General features: G+C 59.7%; 12 protein-coding genes. All 12 read right to left on the reverse strand.

What is annotated here, in order from left to right; genetic code table 11:
• Positions 1 to 181: GTP-binding protein (locus AB4874_RS18335; protein ID WP_368392620.1), on the reverse strand; the 181-nt coding region annotated here is incomplete at its 3' end.
• A gap of 58 nt (positions 182 to 239) precedes the next feature.
• Positions 240 to 2,357 carry an elongation factor G gene (fusA, locus tag AB4874_RS18340; RefSeq protein WP_295533072.1) on the reverse strand — a complete coding sequence of 706 codons (2,118 nt, stop codon included), beginning with the start codon at positions 2,355 to 2,357 and terminating at the stop codon, positions 240 to 242.
• Between the two features lie 18 nt (positions 2,358 to 2,375).
• Complete coding sequence (gene rpsG, locus AB4874_RS18345) at positions 2,376 to 2,846, reverse strand: 30S ribosomal protein S7 (protein WP_038131509.1); 471 nt, start codon at positions 2,844 to 2,846, stop codon at positions 2,376 to 2,378.
• A 12-nt stretch (positions 2,847 to 2,858) separates the two neighbouring features.
• Entirely contained in the window at positions 2,859 to 3,230 is a 372-nt protein-coding gene (gene rpsL / locus AB4874_RS18350; RefSeq protein WP_038131511.1) for a 30S ribosomal protein S12, read from the reverse strand.
• Positions 3,231 to 3,476: 246 nt separating this feature from the next.
• Positions 3,477 to 4,220 carry a phosphatase PAP2 family protein gene (locus AB4874_RS18355; protein ID WP_368393072.1) on the reverse strand — a complete coding sequence of 248 codons (744 nt, stop codon included), beginning with the start codon at positions 4,218 to 4,220 and terminating at the stop codon, positions 3,477 to 3,479.
• Positions 4,201 to 5,637, reverse strand: coding sequence for an ArnT family glycosyltransferase (locus tag AB4874_RS18360; protein WP_368393073.1), 1,437 nt, complete (start codon positions 5,635 to 5,637; stop codon positions 4,201 to 4,203). Before AB4874_RS18360 ends, AB4874_RS18355 begins: the two co-directional genes overlap by 20 nt.
• Positions 5,612 to 5,917 carry a lipid-A-disaccharide synthase N-terminal domain-containing protein gene (locus AB4874_RS18365; protein WP_295533075.1) on the reverse strand — a complete coding sequence of 102 codons (306 nt, stop codon included), beginning with the start codon at positions 5,915 to 5,917 and terminating at the stop codon, positions 5,612 to 5,614. Before AB4874_RS18365 ends, AB4874_RS18360 begins: the two co-directional genes overlap by 26 nt.
• Positions 5,918 to 5,922: 5 nt before the next feature.
• Entirely contained in the window at positions 5,923 to 6,654 is a 732-nt protein-coding gene (locus AB4874_RS18370; RefSeq protein WP_368393074.1) for a glycosyltransferase family 2 protein, read from the reverse strand.
• A gap of 107 nt (positions 6,655 to 6,761) precedes the next feature.
• The gene (locus AB4874_RS18375) at positions 6,762 to 7,472 is read right to left on the reverse strand and encodes a hypothetical protein (protein WP_368393075.1); all 711 of its coding nucleotides are present in this window, start codon (positions 7,470 to 7,472) and stop codon (positions 6,762 to 6,764) included.
• Positions 7,473 to 7,609: 137 nt separating this feature from the next.
• Positions 7,610 to 11,836 (reverse strand): DNA-directed RNA polymerase subunit beta', encoded by a 4,227-nt coding sequence (gene rpoC / locus AB4874_RS18380; protein WP_295533078.1) that lies wholly within the window; start codon positions 11,834 to 11,836, stop codon positions 7,610 to 7,612.
• A gap of 50 nt (positions 11,837 to 11,886) precedes the next feature.
• The gene (gene rpoB, locus AB4874_RS18385) at positions 11,887 to 16,023 is read right to left on the reverse strand and encodes a DNA-directed RNA polymerase subunit beta (RefSeq protein WP_368393076.1); all 4,137 of its coding nucleotides are present in this window, start codon (positions 16,021 to 16,023) and stop codon (positions 11,887 to 11,889) included.
• 245 nt (positions 16,024 to 16,268) lie between these two features.
• Entirely contained in the window at positions 16,269 to 16,640 is a 372-nt protein-coding gene (rplL, locus tag AB4874_RS18390; protein ID WP_295533080.1) for a 50S ribosomal protein L7/L12, read from the reverse strand.
• Positions 16,641 to 16,698 lie beyond the last annotated feature (58 nt).

Raw genomic sequence — 16,698 nt, forward strand, 5'->3', positions numbered from 1 at the left:
CGGTCGAGATCGTGATGCCACGTGCCTTTTCTTCGGGCGCGCCGTCGATCTGGTCATAGGCCTTGAAGTCACCAAAATACTTGGTGATCGCCGCCGTCAGCGTCGTCTTGCCGTGGTCAACGTGGCCAATCGTGCCGATGTTGACGTGCGGTTTGTTACGTTGGAACTTTTCCTTTGCCATGATGGCCTCCTGTCATTTCGGGACGTGGGGGAGGCGCCGGTTTCCCGGCGCCAAACCCTTACGCGTATTTCTTCTGGATCTCGTCAGAGATGTTCTGCGGCACGGGCTCGTAGTGATCAAAGATCATTGTGAACACCGCCCGGCCCGAGGACATCGAGCGCAGGTTGTTGATGTAGCCGAACATATTGGCGAGCGGCACGAAGGAGTTGATGACGATCGCGTTGCCGCGGGTCTCTTGTCCTTGCACCTGGCCCCGACGCGAGGTCAGGTCGCCAATGATCGAACCGGTATATTCTTCCGGCGTGACCACTTCGACTTTCATCATCGGCTCAAGCAGTTTTGCCCCAGCCTTGCGCAGACCTTCGCGCATCGCAGCGCGCGAAGCGATCTCAAATGCCAACACCGAGGAGTCGACGTCGTGGAACGCACCATCAAGGAGCTGAACTTTGAAGTCGATAACCGGGAAGCCGGCAAGCGGACCGGAATCCATGACCGATTTGATGCCCTTCTCGACGCCCGGAATATATTCCTTCGGCACCGAACCACCCACGATCTTGGATTCGAACGAGTAACCCTCGCCCGGCTCCGTCGGAGTGATTTCAAGCTTCACGCGCGCGAACTGGCCGGTACCACCGGTCTGTTTCTTGTGCGTATAGTCGATCTCGGTCGCGTGGCTGATCGTCTCACGATAAGCAACCTGCGGGGCACCGATATTCGCCTCAACCTTGAATTCACGCTTCATGCGATCAACAAGAATGTCGAGGTGAAGTTCGCCCATGCCCTTCATGATCGTCTGACCCGACTCGATGTCGGTTTCGACGCGGAAGGACGGGTCTTCGGCGGCCAGACGTGCCAAAGCGAGGCCCATCTTTTCTTGGTCGGCTTTCGTCTTCGGCTCAACCGCGATCTCGATAACCGGATCGGGGAAGGTCATCGTTTCCAGAACCACCTGGTTGTTGATGTCACACAGGGTGTCACCGGTGGTGGTTTCTTTCAGACCGGCCAGCGCGATGATGTCACCAGCAAAGGCTTCATCGATCTCGTCGCGGTTGTTGGAGTGCATCATCATCATACGACCGATGCGCTCTTTCCGACCTTTGGTGGCATTCAGGATCGAGTCACCCTTCTTCATTTTGCCCGAGTAGAGGCGCGTGAAGGTGAGCGTGCCCACGAAGGGGTCGTTCATGATCTTGAAGGCCAGACCCGACAGCGGCTCATCGTCGTCAGCGTGACGCGCGATGTTACGCTCTTCCGTTTCATCATCAGGCGAGAAGCCCATGTAAGCGGGAACGTCGAGCGGCGAGGGCAGGAAGTCGATCACAGCGTTCAACAGAGGCTGCACGCCTTTGTTTTTGAACGCCGAACCACCCAGAACCGGCACGAAGGACAGCGACAGCGTGCCCTTGCGGACCAGCTTGCGCAGCGTATCAACGTCGGGCTCTTCGCCTTCGAGATAGGCCATCATCGCGTCATCGTCTTGCTCGACCGCGTTCTCGATCAGGTGCGAACGCCATTCGTCAGCGGTTGCCTTGAGCGAGTCACGGATCGGACGACGGAACCAGGACGCGCCCAGATCCTCGCCTTCCCAAACCCATTCTTCCATGGTGATCAGGTCAACGATGCCTTCGAGATTATCTTCCGAACCGATCGGGAAGTTGACCGGAACCGGGGTAGCGCCCGTGCGATCCTTGATCATCTTCACGCAGTTGAAGTAATCCGCGCCGATTTTGTCCATCTTGTTAACGAACACCATCCGCGGAACCTTGTAGCGGTCAGCTTGACGCCACACGGTTTCGGTTTGGGGTTCGACACCGGCGTTGGCGTCCAGCAAGGCAACAGCACCGTCAAGCACAGCCAGCGAACGCTCAACTTCGATGGTGAAGTCAACGTGGCCGGGGGTGTCGATGATGTTGAAGCGGTGCTTGGGCGTCTGTGCCTCGGTACCGGTTTCGGTGCGCTCCCAGAAGGTGGTGGTCGCAGCCGAGGTGATGGTGATGCCGCGCTCGGCCTCTTGTTCCATCCAGTCCATGGTTGCGGCACCATCGTGCACTTCGCCGATCTTGTGCGATTTGCCGGTGTAATACAGGATCCGCTCAGTCGTCGTGGTTTTACCCGCGTCGATGTGCGCCATGATCCCGAAGTTACGGTAGAATGTAAGCGGATATTCGCGAGCCATAATGGCGTCCTTCCGTTTTTACCAGCGGTAGTGGCTGAACGCTTTGTTCGCGTCGGCCATCTTATGCGTGTCTTCGCGCTTTTTCACAGCCGTGCCGCGCGAGTTGACAGCGTCCAGAAGCTCGCCTGCAAGGCGCTCTTCCATCGTGTTCTCGTTGCGGTTTTTCGCGGCGGTGATGAGCCAGCGGATTGCCAGCGCTTCACGGCGGATCGGACGCACTTCGACGGGCACCTGATAGGTGGCACCACCGACGCGACGCGAACGCACTTCGACAGACGGCTTCACGTTTTCCAGCGCTTCGTGGAACACTTCGATGGGCTCGCGCTTCAGCTTGCCCTCGACGCGGCTCAACGCGCTATAGACGATCCGCTCGGCGGCAGATTTTTTGCCGTCGATCATCAGGTTGTTCATGAATTTGGTGAGAATGCGGTCACCATACTTGGCGTCCGGCAAAACTTCGCGCTTTTCAGCGGCGTGACGACGAGACATGTGGTGATCTCCTTACTTCGGACGCTTCGCGCCGTATTTCGAACGGCGTTGACGACGGTCTTTAACACCTTGCGTATCGAGCACACCGCGCAGGATATGGTAACGAACGCCCGGAAGGTCTTTCACACGACCGCCGCGGATGAGCACAACGGAGTGCTCTTGCAGGTTGTGCTTTTCGCCCGGGATGTAAGAGATGACCTCGAAGCCATTCGTCAGGCGCACCTTGGCGACCTTACGCATAGCGGAGTTCGGTTTCTTCGGCGTCGTTGTATAGACGCGCGTGCAGACGCCGCGTTTTTGCGGGCACTGCTGAAGGTGCTGCGATTTCGAGCCCTTCACTTTCGGCTGCCGCGGCTTGCGGATCAGCTGTTGAATCGTTGGCATTCCGGTTCCCCGTATCTGCTTGTCAATACTCGCACCCGGTCTCGGATGCGCCACTTCTCGACGGTATTTCGCGCCCATTCGCGAAACGCCAATTCACACCCTCCCCACCCGAAGGCAGAGGAGACTGCGTTGAATTCCAGAGGATCGGGGCTATGGGCCCGGATCGTGACCACTAGAAATCGGTGACCCGGCAGACACAATGCACCCGTCAGGTAGCGCGGCGTATAGGGGGAGTCGGATGCCTTGTCAACTGCGCGACCCACGCGCGCGCCAAGCCTGCAAGCGCGCAAGCCAGTCGCCAAAGATCAGCCCCCAGAGCAGCCACGCCACGCTGAGACTGATCATGCCAGCGAAAAACGCGTCCGACAGGAAATGCCGCCCCGTGCCCACTCGCTGCAGGGTAATAAAGGCGCTGATAAACACGGCGGTTGCGCGGATATATAGCAGCCCCCAGCGCGGCAGTCGGTCGCGCATCGCCTCGGCACCCAGCCAGATCACCACGCTCAACGCCACCGCCGCCGAAACCTCGCCCGAAACGAAGGAACAGTTGCGCGTGCATTGATCGGTGAAATCGCCCGCAATCGAGAAATGATGCGTGCCGCCAAACAGATCGACATTGGCCGGGCGCGCGCGCCCCGAATTGGGCTTGAGCAGCCCATTCACGATCACCACCGGTGCAAAGAAAAACAGCCCCAGCACAAAGCCCCAAGCCCGCGCACTGAGCCGCGCCACCGCCCTGCCCTTCCACAGCGCCAGCGGCCAGCAGATCAGCGATGCCAGAAACACCAAAATCGCGAGATCCCAGATCCGCTGACGCAGCCATTCCCAAAGCGGATTGGTGATCACCGAAAACCCGGTATCGGCGCGGTAAAACAGCCCCGTCACGAACAGATCGACGCCGGGGGCCGCGCGAAACAGCACCAGCGCGCCAAGCCAAAGCGCCAGCAGCACCCAGCCGCTGCGCGCGAGATCAATTTTGGGAACGGACACAGCGTGCCTCCACGAGATAAGGGGCATAGCCTTTGCCGGCCCAGGTTCCAGTTGCATCCAAGCCGGCCAACGGCGCCACCGGACCGTCGCCGCAATCGGGCGGCGTCGTCGCAATCACCAGCAGTTTGCCGGTATAGTCCTCGGGCAACGGCCACATCTGTTCGTAATAACTCTGCGCGCGTCTTTGAGGATTGGGCGCATAGATCACCACGTTCTCATCGCGCCCGGCATAGTACAGATCGGCCAGAATATCGCGGTTGGCCGAATAGATCGGCACGTGATTGGTCTGGGCAAGATCAAGGATCTGATCGCTCAAATCGACTCGTCCCAGCCAGCGGTTCAGCAGCGGTTCATCATTGGGATCGGGCCAAGGTGCCAGCACGGTCAGCAGCGGGATCGCAATCGCGATGATCAGATTCACCACCAGCGCGGCAATCCGCCAGCGCCGCCCCATCACCAGCACCACCAGAACCGTGCCCGCGAAATAGGCCGCGATTGCCCAGTTGGCATAGGCGCGATCCAGCAGCGCCTCGATCGTCACCGCCACCAGTGGCGGGACCGATAGCATCGTCAAGCCGCGCTTGTCGGGATCGCCCCAACTGCCATAGCCGACCAGCAGCGCAACAAAGGTCAGCGGGCCAAACACCGCGAATTGGCTGCCCAGGAAATCGCTCATCGAGTCGAAGTTCAGCATCGCCCCGGTGCGCACCCAGCCGACATTGTCCATCGTATGCGACACGGTCGTCAGATCATGGGTCAGATTCCACACAATATTGGGCGCGATCACCAGCACGGCCATCACCACCATCGCCAGCGCATTGCGCCAGCCGATCCGCCAAGCGGAGCTGACCAGCGCGGCCAGCGCCAGACCCGGGATCAAATAGATCGCGGCGTATTTCGCCATGAAGGCCAGCCCGGCGCACAGACCCGCCACCAGCGCATTCTGCAGCCCGCCCCCGCGCGCGGCGCGATGGGCAAACAGCAGCGCCAACGCATAAAACGGTGCCATCACCGTATCGGTCGAGATCAGCACCGAGCCGAGCGCCACGAAGGGCAGCGTCACATAGATCGTCGCCGCCCAGAACGCCGCACTGCGCCCCGCAATCCGCCCCGCAAGCGCGCCCAGCACCAGCGCCGTCGCCCCATGCAGCACCGCTCCCGGCATCCGCACCCAGAACGGCGCATCAGAGCCCGCCAGCTCGGTTACCGCCCGGATCAGCCAGCCAATCAGCGGCGGCTTGGAGTAATATCCGAAATCAAGATGCTGACCCCAAAGCCAATATTGCGTCTCATCGACGAACAGGTCGGTGTGATCAAAGGCCAGCGCGATCAGCCGCAAAACCGTGGCTGCGGCGACCAGTGCCAGCGCGGGGCCAAACCAGCCCCGAGGATCAGGCTTCGCGGCGACGTTTGGCATGGATCAGCCAAAGATTGCGGGAATAGATGAACACGCCCAGCGACTGCCCGAGAATGAACACCGGGTCATGGCGATAGACAGCATAGCTGAACAGCATCAGCCCGCCCGCCAGCGAGAAATACCAAAACGCGACCGGCACCACGGAATCGCGCTGCCGTTCGGAGGCGATCCATTGCACAATGAAGCGCCCGGTGAACATCAACTGCGCCAGCAGGCCGAAGACGACCCACCACAGCTCTGTTATGCTGTCGACGTGAAGCATATTCATCAGCCATTGCATGGGGCTCACTCCTTGCGCGCAGCTTCGGTGGCGCGTGCGCGCTTGCGGCGGCGCAACAACCAAGCCACGCCCATCAGATCGACGATGCCGACAAGGCCACGTTGCAAATTGTTGTAGTTGGACGCCCCGCCCCCGCGCGAGCGGTGGGTGACATCGACATGCGCCACTTCCCAGCCATCACGCGCAAACAGCGCGGGCAGATAGCGGTGCATGTGATTGAAATAGGGCAGCGCCAAGAAGGCCTCACGCCGAAATGCCTTAAGCCCACAGCCGGTGTCGCGCGTGCCATCCTTGAGGATCGCTGAGCGGATCGCATTGGCGAATTTCGAGGCCAGTTTCTTGGACAACGTATCTTGCCGCCCGACCCGTTGACCCGCGACCAAACCGATCGCCTCAGAGCCGGGCGCGCGCAAAGGCGCCATCAGCGCGGGCAACTCGCTGGGCGGGTTTTGCCCATCGCCATCCAGCGTGCAGATGATCGCGCCCTTCGCGGCCATCACGCCCGAATGCACCCCGGCACTTTGGCCACCCGATTTGGCGTGATGCAGCAAGCGCAGGTTGGGATGATCGGCCATGCGCGCCTGAACGATCTCGCCCATCCCGTCATCCGAGCCGTCATTGATCACAATCACCTCGTAATCGCACACCGGTGCGCAGGCTGCGTCGATCTCATCGAGCAGGGCGGCGATATTGGACGCCTCGTTCTTGGCGGGGATGACGATGGAAATCTCGGGCATGGGGCCGGAACTCGCTTGGGGCGGCGCAGGATTGGCCCCTCATATCTGCGCCGCCGCGCCTTGTAAACGATCCTTGGGGCAGACCCACGGCTTCGTCAGCGCACAGATCAGCCGAATTTCGCGAATAGCCTTGCGTAAGACGGCTTTAATTGCGCACGCGCGGCAAGTGCGACGGGCAGCTTGCCCGAAAGTGCCGCGTCATAAAAATTCGCGGCACTGATGGCGAGCCCATCGACCAGCTTTTGGTAGGCGGGATCGTTGGCTTCGGGGGCGGGGTTTTGCACGATCTGGATCGCAAGATAGCGCAGGATCGCGGCATCCTCGATCAGTTGCGCGCCCGCCTCGCTGCCCATCGCGGCGTAGTTGCGCCCCAGCACCTCCTCCATTTCGGCGTGATAGGCGTTCATGCGGTCCGAGAACCCGATCACCCCGTTGCGGGTATGCAAATCCCCCAAAGCATAGCGCACCTGTTCAAGCGTTTCATGCGCAGGGGCCAAGGCCCCGTCCGCGACCTGCCCCTCGGCCTTGCGCACAATGTCAGAGACCTGCGTGAGCGTCGCGTCCAACTTGGGATCATCGCCATATTGCGGCGGTGGCGCGCTGCGCCATTGCGTGGCCAGCGTGCTCCAAGCGGCCTGAAATTTGCCAAGCGCGGCTTCGGTTTCGGGCTCTTTTCCCTGATTGCTTAGAAACAAGGCTGCGCGATAGGCGCCGTAGGCCTGACGCAACTGTGTCTCGCCATCGCTGTAAGGTCCGGCCCAAACGCCCGTTCCCGTGGTCCCAAGCAAAGCCAAAGCCAGTGTCGCTATTTTCAACATATCGCGCCCTTTCTCTGCTGGCGTCGCGGCACGCTGCCCGCATGCGCCCCGCCCGTTGACCCGATCATAGGGCAAAGAAAAACCCCGCGCGAGAGGCTCGCACGGGGTCGTATCAGTTCAGCCGTTCAAGGCTGGGATCAATCGCGGCTTTCCGGCGTTTCGACCGGGCCAAAATCGGGCTCGACCTCGACCGGGGCGGCAAGCGCTGCGGCCTCGGCAGCCTCGGCTTGACGCGTCTCGATGACCTTGTTGTCGCGCTCGGTTGCGATCTTGCGCACCCGCGTGGTTGCACCACCCGTGCCCGCCGGGATCAGGCGACCCACGATGACGTTTTCCTTGAGACCGACCAGCTTGTCGCGCTTGCCCTGCACCGACGCCTCGGTGAGAACACGCGTGGTTTCCTGGAACGAAGCCGCCGAGATGAAGCTGCGCGTTTGCAGCGACGCCTTGGTGATCCCCAACAGCACCGGTTCACCCGTTGCCGGACGACCGCCACGCGCCACAACCTTGGCGTTCTCCTCTTCGAACTCGGCCTTATCGACATTCTCGCCTTTGAGAAGGGTCGATTCACCGGAATCGAGGATCTCGATCTTCTGCAGCATCTGGCGAACGATCACTTCGATATGCTTATCGTTGATCTTCACGCCCTGCAGTCGATAGACGTCCTGCACTTCGTCGATGAGGTAATCGGCCAAAGCCTCAATCCCCATGATGCGCAAGATGTCATGCGGCGCCGGGTTGCCATCCATGATGTAGTCACCCTTCTGCACGAAGTCGCCTTCCTGCACCGGGATGTGCTTGCCTTTCGGCACCATGTATTCGGCGGGCTCAAGACCTTCGTCGCGCGGATCAATCGAGAGCCGGCGCTTGTTCTTGTAGTCCTTGCCAAAGCGTACATAGCCATCAATTTCGGCGATGATCGCGTGATCCTTGGGACGACGTGCCTCAAAGAGTTCGGCCACACGCGGCAGACCACCGGTGATGTCCTTGGTCTTGGCACCTTCACGCGGAATCCGCGCCACAACGTCACCGACCTTGACCTGCTGGCCGTCTTCGACCGACAGGATCGCGTCCACCGACATCGTGTAGGTCACCGGGTTGCCCGCATCGTTGCGCACCGGTTCGCCATCTTCACCCAGGATCAGAACCTCGGGCTTGAGGTCGTTGCCTTTGGGTGCCGAACGCCAATCCGCCACGATCTTCTGGGTCATGCCGGTCGCATCATCGGTATCTTCGCGCACCGAGATGCCCGAAACGAGATCAACGAAGCGTGCCAAACCGGCTTTCTCGGCGATGATCGGCAGGGTGTAGGGATCCCATTCGATCAGCTTGTCGCCGCGCTTGATCGGCGCACCGTCGGTGACAAAGACCTTGGTACCGTAACCGATCTTGTGGCTGGCCAGCTCTTCGCCCTGATCGTTGACGATCGCGATCTGCATGTTGCGGCCCATCACGATCTGGTCGCCTGCCTCGTTGGTGATCAGGTTCGCATTGCGGAACTCAATCTTACCTTCTTGGCTGGCTTCCAGGAACGATTGCGAACCACCCTGAGCAACGCCGCCCAAGTGGAAGGTCCGCATCGTCAGCTGCGTGCCGGGTTCCCCGATCGACTGCGCGGCAATGATACCCACCGCTTCGCCTTGGTTCACCAGCGTGCCACGTGCGAGGTCACGACCATAGCACAGCGCGCAAACGCCTTCTTCGGCCTCACAGGTCAGCGCCGAGCGGATGCGCACAGATTGCACGCCCGCCTGTTCGACCGCATCAGCCTTGCGCTCGTCGATCAACTCGCCTGCGCGCACCAGCACCTCATCGGTGCCCGGCACGTTGACGTCATCGGCAGCGACACGGCCCAAGATACGCTCGGACAGCGGCGAGACGATTTCACCGTCATTGACCGCCGCAGACGCGGTGATCGCACGATCGGTGCCACAGTCATGGCTGCGCACGATGCAGTCCTGCGCCACGTCCACCAGACGCCGCGTCAGATAGCCCGAGTTCGCTGTCTTAAGCGCGGTATCGGACAGACCCTTACGAGCGCCGTGAGTCGAGTTGAAGTACTCGAGAACGGTCAGGCCTTCTTTAAAGTTCGAGATGATCGGCGTTTCGATGATCTCGCCATTCGGCTTGGCCATAAGGCCGCGCATCCCGCCCAGCTGTTTCATCTGGGTGACCGAGCCACGCGCGCCCGAGTGCGCCATCATGTAAACCGAGTTCGGTTCCATTTCTGCGCCATTCTCATCGTATTTGGGCGCGGAGATGGTGTTCATCATCGCGTCCGTGACCTGATCGTTACATTTCGACCAAGCATCAACGACCTTGTTGTATTTCTCACCTTGGGTGATCAGGCCGTCCATATATTGCTGTTCGAAATCTTTGACCTGATCGCGAACGCCTTCAACGATGTCCCACTTGTTGTCGGGGATAACCATGTCGTCCTTGCCGAACGAAATGCCCGCCTTGAACGCCTCGCGGAAGCCCATGCCCATGATCTGGTCACAGAAAATAACCGACTCTTTCTGACCGCAATAGCGGTAGACGGTGTCGATCGTGTTCTGCACGTCTTTCTTACGCAGCAGACGGTTAACCAGTTCGAACGGTGCCTTCGCATTCAGCGGCAGCAAGCTACCAAGACGGCAGCGGCCCGGCGTGGTTTCGAAGCGTTGGAACACCTCGTTGCCGGTTTCGTCGATCTGCTTCACACGGCAGGTGATCTTGGCATGCAGACCCACTTCGCCCGCATTGAGCGCGTGTTCCACTTCCTCGACCGAGCCAAAGGCCATGCCTTCGCCCTTCATGCCTTTGCGTTCCATGGTCACATAGTAAAGACCCAGAATCATATCCTGCGAAGGCACGATAATCGGCGCACCGTTGGCAGGCGACAGCACGTTGTTGGTCGACATCATCAAGACGCGCGCTTCAAGCTGGGCCTCAAGGCTCAGCGGGACGTGCACGGCCATTTGGTCGCCGTCAAAGTCAGCGTTAAAGGCCGAGCAAACCAGCGGGTGCAGCTGAATGGCCTTACCTTCGATCAGCATCGGTTCAAACGCTTGGATGCCCAGACGGTGTAGCGTCGGCGCACGGTTGAGCAGCACCGGGTGTTCGCGGATCACCTCATCGAGGATATCCCACACTTCGGGGCGCTCTTTTTCGACCAGTTTCTTGGCCTGTTTGACGGTAGAGGACAGCCCCTTCGCCTCAAGACGCGAATAGATGAACGGCTTGAACAGCTCGAGCGCCATCTTCTTGGGCAGACCGCACTGATGCAGTTTCAGCTCGGGACCGGTCACGATGACCGAACGACCCGAGAAGTCCACGCGCTTACCCAAAAGGTTCTGACGGAAGCGACCTTGCTTCCCTTTCAGCATGTCGGACAGCGATTTCAGCGGGCGCTTGTTGGTGCCCGTGATCACGCGACCCCGACGGCCGTTGTCAAACAGCGCATCGACCGATTCCTGCAACATCCGCTTTTCGTTGCGCACGATGATATCGGGCGCGCGCAGCTCAATGAGCCGCTTGAGACGGTTGTTGCGGTTGATCACGCGACGATAAAGATCGTTGAGATCCGAGGTCGCGAAGCGGCCACCATCAAGCGGCACCAGCGGGCGCAGTTCCGGCGGGATCACCGGCAGCACCGTCAGCACCATCCATTCGGGGCGGTTGCCCGACTCGAGGAAGCTTTCGACGATCTTCAAACGCTTGATGATCTTCTTCGGCTTCAGCTCGCCCGTGGCTTCCTTCAGCTCTTCGCGCAGCTGCTCGGCAGTCGCCTCAAGGTCGACCGCTGCCAGCATTTCACGAATGGCCTCAGCGCCGATATTGGCGGTGAAGGCGTCGGCGCCATAAGCGTCCTGCGCGTCGAGATACTCTTCCTCGGTCATCAACTGACCATAGGTCAGATCGGTCAGACCGGGCTCGATCACGACGAAGTTCTCAAAGTAGAGAATCCGCTCAAGGCTGCGCAGCGTGGTGTCCAGCATCAAGGCGATGCGCGAGGGCAGCGACTTGAGGAACCAGATATGCGCGACCGGCGAGGCCAGCTCGATATGGCCCATACGCTCGCGGCGGACCTTTTGCAGTGTCACTTCGACGCCGCATTTCTCGCAGACGACGCCGCGATATTTCATCCGCTTATATTTGCCGCACAGGCATTCGTAATCTTTGATCGGGCCAAAGATGCGTGCGCAGAACAGGCCGTCACGCTCGGGTTTGAACGTGCGGTAGTTGATGGTCTCGGGCTTTTTGATTTCGCCAAACGACCATGACAGGATCCGCTCCGGCGAAGCCAGCGAGATCTTGATCTCGTCAAAAGCTTTCGGCTGCGCAAGCGGGTTGAACGGGTTTTGCGTCAGTTCCTGGTTCATCTGTAAATCCTTGAATGAGGGCAGAGGGGAGGGAGTGAGGGCCTAAGCCCTCACTCGTCGTCCTCCGCATCCAGGAGTTCCATATTGAGGCCAAGGCCCCGGACCTCTTTGACGAGAACGTTGAACGATTCCGGCACGCCGGCTTCGAAATTGTCCTCGCCCTTGACGATCGACTCATAGACTTTGGTACGGCCAGCCACGTCATCGGATTTGACCGTCAGCATCTCTTGCAAGGTGTAGGCGGCACCGTACGCTTCGAGTGCCCAAACCTCCATCTCACCCAGACGCTGACCACCGAACTGCGCCTTACCACCCAGCGGCTGCTGCGTGACAAGCGAGTACGGACCGGTCGAACGGGCGTGCATCTTGTCATCGACCAAGTGGTGCAGCTTGAGGAAGTACTTCACCCCAACCGTGACCTTGCGGGCGAATTGCTCGCCCGAGCGGCCATCGAACACCACCGACTGACCGGACTCGCTAAAGCCCGCACGCGTCAACGCGTCATTGATGTCGGCCTCTTTCGCCCCGTCAAAGACCGGGGTTGCAATCGGCACGCCACCGCGAACGGTTTCCGCGCTTTCCAGCAGGCCTTCATCGTCCATGTCCGAGAAGGCCTCTTCAAAGGTCTCATCGCCATAGCCGTGACGCATCGCAGCCTTGACCGGGGTCATGTCGCCATCGCGGCGATAGGCCCGGATTGCCTCGTCGATCTGGATGCCCAGACCGCGCGATGCCCAACCCATATGGGTTTCAAGGATCTGACCGACGTTCATGCGCGACGGCACGCCCAGCGGGTTCAGCACCAAGTCAACCGGCGTCCCGTCGGCGAGGAAAGGCATATCCTCGACCGGCACGACCTTGGACACGACACCTTTGTTGCCGTGACGACCAGCCATCTTGTCGCCTGCCTGAAGCTTGCGCTTCACAGCCACGAACACCTTGACCATCTTCATCACGCCCGGAGGCAGATCGTCGCCCTGACGGACTTTCTCGACCTTGTCTTCAAAGCGCAGATCAAGAGCGCGTTTCTGCGCCTCGAACTGATCGTTGAGCGCCTCGACCTCTTTCGCGTCACCCTCGTCTTCAAGGGCAAGCTGCCACCACTGACCTTTGGACAATGTGCCAAGCAGCTCTTCGTTGATCTCGGAACCCGGCTTGACGCCTTTGGGGCCTTTGACAGCCTTTTTGCCCATGATCAGCGTGCGCAGACGCGCGTAGATGTTGCGCTCGAGGATCGCCAGCTCGTCGTCGCGGTCGCGTGCGAGACGTTCGACTTCTTCCCGCTCGATCTGCAGTGCGCGCTCGTCTTTTTCCACACCATGGCGGTTGAAGACACGCACTTCGACGATCGTGCCAAACGCACCCGGCGGCAAACGCAGCGAGGTATCGCGCACGTCGCTGGCCTTCTCCCCGAAGATGGCGCGCAGAAGCTTTTCTTCCGGCGTCATCGGGCTTTCGCCCTTCGGAGTGATCTTGCCGACCAGAATGTCACCCGGGCCAACTTCGGCACCGATATAAACAATCCCGGCCTCGTCGAGGTTGCGCAGGGCTTCCTCACCGACGTTGGGAATGTCGCGGGTGATCTCTTCCGGCCCCAGTTTCGTGTCGCGCGCCGCTACTTCGTATTCGTCGATATGGATCGAGGTGAACACGTCATCGCGGTGAATGCGCTCAGAAATCAGGATCGAGTCTTCGTAGTTGTAGCCATTCCACGGCATGAACGCGACGATCACGTTGCGCCCGATAGCCAGCTCACCTTGATCGGTGGACGGACCGTCGGCCACGACCTGACCTTTTTGCACCCGGTCGCCAACTTTGACGACAGGACGCTGGTTGATCGTCGAGGACTGGTTGGAGCGTTTGAACTTGCGCAGACGGTAGATGTCCACGCCCGGATCGCCCGCTTCAAGGTTGTCGGTCACGCGGATAACGATCCGCTGTGCGTCCACCTGGTCGATGATACCACCACGGTTGGCCATGATCGCCGCGCCAGAATCGCGCGCCACGATCGCTTCCATCCCGGTGCCCACGAACGGAGCCTCGGAGCGCAGAAGCGGAACCGCCTGACGTTGCATGTTCGAGCCCATCAAGGCCCGGTTAGCATCGTCATTTTCAAGGAACGGGATCAGCGCCGCGGCAACCGAAACCAGCTGCTTGGGCGAGACGTCGATCAGGTCAATCACCTCGGGCGGGTTGAGCGAGTATTCGCCCGACTGACGCGTCGAGATCAAATCGCTGGTGAACTTGTTGTTTTCATCCAGCGTCGCGTTGGCCTGCGCCACGGTGTGACGCATTTCCTCGGTGGCCGACATATAGACCACCTCATCGGTGACCTTGCCGTCTTCGACCTTGCGATAAGGCGTTTCGATGAAGCCATACTTGTTCACGCGGGCGAAAGTGGCCAGCGAGTTGATCAGACCAATGTTCTGACCTTCCGGCGTTTCAATCGGGCACATCCGACCGTAGTGGGTCGGGTGAACGTCGCGCACCTCAAAACCGGCACGTTCGCGCGTCAGACCACCCGGGCCAAGCGCCGAGAGACGGCGTTTGTGGGTGACTTCCGACAGCGGGTTGGTTTGGTCCATGAACTGGCTCAGCTGCGACGAGCCGAAGAATTCACGCACCGCAGCCGCAGCCGGTTTCGCGTTGATCAGATCTTGCGGCATCACCGTGTCGATCTCGACCGAGGACATACGTTCCTTGATCGCGCGTTCCATACGCAGCAGACCGACGCGATACTGATTTTCCATCAGCTCGCCGACCGAGCGCACCCGGCGGTTGCCGAGATGGTCGATATCGTCGATCTCGCCCTTGCCGTCACGCAATTCCACCAGCCCGCGGATACAGGCGATGATGTCTTCGCGACGCAGCGTGCGCTGGGTATCGGGCGCATCCAGATTGAGACGCATGTTCATCTTCACCCGGCCAACAGCGGACAGGTCATAGCGATCGGAATCAAAGAACAGCTGGTTGAACAGACCTTCGGCCGCCTCAACGGTCGGGGGCTCACCCGGACGCATCACGCGGTAAATATCCATCAACGCGGTTTCGCGGTTGAGGTTCTTATCCGCCGCCATCGTGTTGCGGATATAGGGGCCGACATTGACGTTATCGATGTCAAGGATCGGCACTTCGGTGATGCCGTTATCCACGAGCACCTTGACCGAACCACCCGACAGCTCACCGTCTTTGTTGTATTCCGCCGTCAGCTCATCGCCCGCTTCAATATAGATGAAGCCGGTCTCTTCGTTGATGATATCCTTGGCGCAATAGCGGCCCAGGATATGATCGAAGGGCACCAACAGCTCGGGGATCGCATCGTCATCGCGCCATTTCTTGACCATGCGCGGGGTCGCTTTCTCGCCCGCTTTCAAGATCACTTCGCCGCTTGCCGCATCGACCAGATCAAAGGTCGGACGGGTGCCGCGCATCCGGTCGGGGAAGAACTTGGTCACCCAGCCGGATTTGCCTTTGGCGGTGTAGCTCACGGTCTCGTAGTAAGCATCCATGATGCTTTCCTGATCGAGGCCCAGAGAATACAGAAGCGTCGTCACCGGCAGTTTGCGGCGACGGTCGATGCGTGCGAACACCAGATCTTTGGCGTCGAATTCGAAATCCAGCCACGAGCCGCGATAGGGAATGATGCGGCAGGCAAACAGCAGCTTGCCCGAGCTGTGGGTCTTGCCGCGGTCATGGTCAAAGAACACGCCGGGGCTGCGGTGCATCTGGCTCACGATGACACGCTCGGTGCCGTTCACGATGAACGTCCCGTTATTGGTCATCAAGGGCATGTCGCCCATGAAAACGTCTTGTTCTTTGATGTCTTTGACCGAGCGCGCGCCGGTATCTTCGTCGATATCAAACACGATCAAACGCAGCGTCACCTTGAGGGGCGCTGCGTAGGTCATGTCGCGGTTTTGACACTCTTCGACATCGTATTTCGGCTTCTCAAGCTCGTATTTCACGAACTCCAGAATGGCGTTGTCGTTGAAATCCTTGATCGGGAAAACCGATTGGAAGACGCCCTGAATCCCGTCGCCATCGGTGGGCTGATCAGCCTCCCCCGAGCGCAGGAACAGATCGTATGAGGATTTCTGAACCTCAATGAGGTTCGGCATTTCAAGGACTTCACGGATTTTGCCGTAATAGCGACGGATGCGTTTCTGACCAACGTAAGCTTGAGCCATGCTCTGCGTGACCTTTCGTCTCTTCGCGGCTGCGCAATGTCGGGGCCCATTGCACGCCGCAAGGCGAATGAAGGGGGGCGGTTCCATACCTGCCATCCGTCCCACCGGATAGCTCCCGAACCGCGAACACCGCCTTGGAGAGGGCTTCTAACAGGCCAAAGCCCTCTCCAAGACAGGTTCGGCTGGGCCCGGAAATTCCCGGACCCAGCCCTATCTCATGTCGGATGCGAGCGCATCCGGCGAAATTACTTGAGCTCGACTTTCGCGCCAGCTGCTTCAAGTTTTTTCTGGATCTCTTCAGCTTCGCCTTTCGACGCGCCTTCTTTGACCTTGCCGCCAGCCTCAACGAGGTCTTTGGCTTCTTTCAGGCCGAGGCCCGTGATGCCGCGAACTTCTTTGATCACGTTGATTTTCTGAGCGCCGGCTTCGACGAGAACGACGTCGAATTCGGTTTTCTCTTCAGCAGCTTCGCCAGCTGCTGCCGGGCCAGCCATCATCACAGCGCCACCAGCGGCGGGCTCGATGCCATACTCGTCTTTGAGGATGGTTTTCAGTTCCTGGGCTTCCAGAAGGGTCAGGCCCACGATTTCTTCGGCGAGTTTTTTCAGATCAGCCATTTCTCAGTTCCTAGATTTGGGGTTCCAACGTCGCGGTTTCAAGCCGCTACGGGACATG

Source organism: Thioclava arctica, from assembly GCF_040892615.1.
GTDB classification, from domain to species: domain Bacteria; phylum Pseudomonadota; class Alphaproteobacteria; order Rhodobacterales; family Rhodobacteraceae; genus Thioclava; species Thioclava arctica.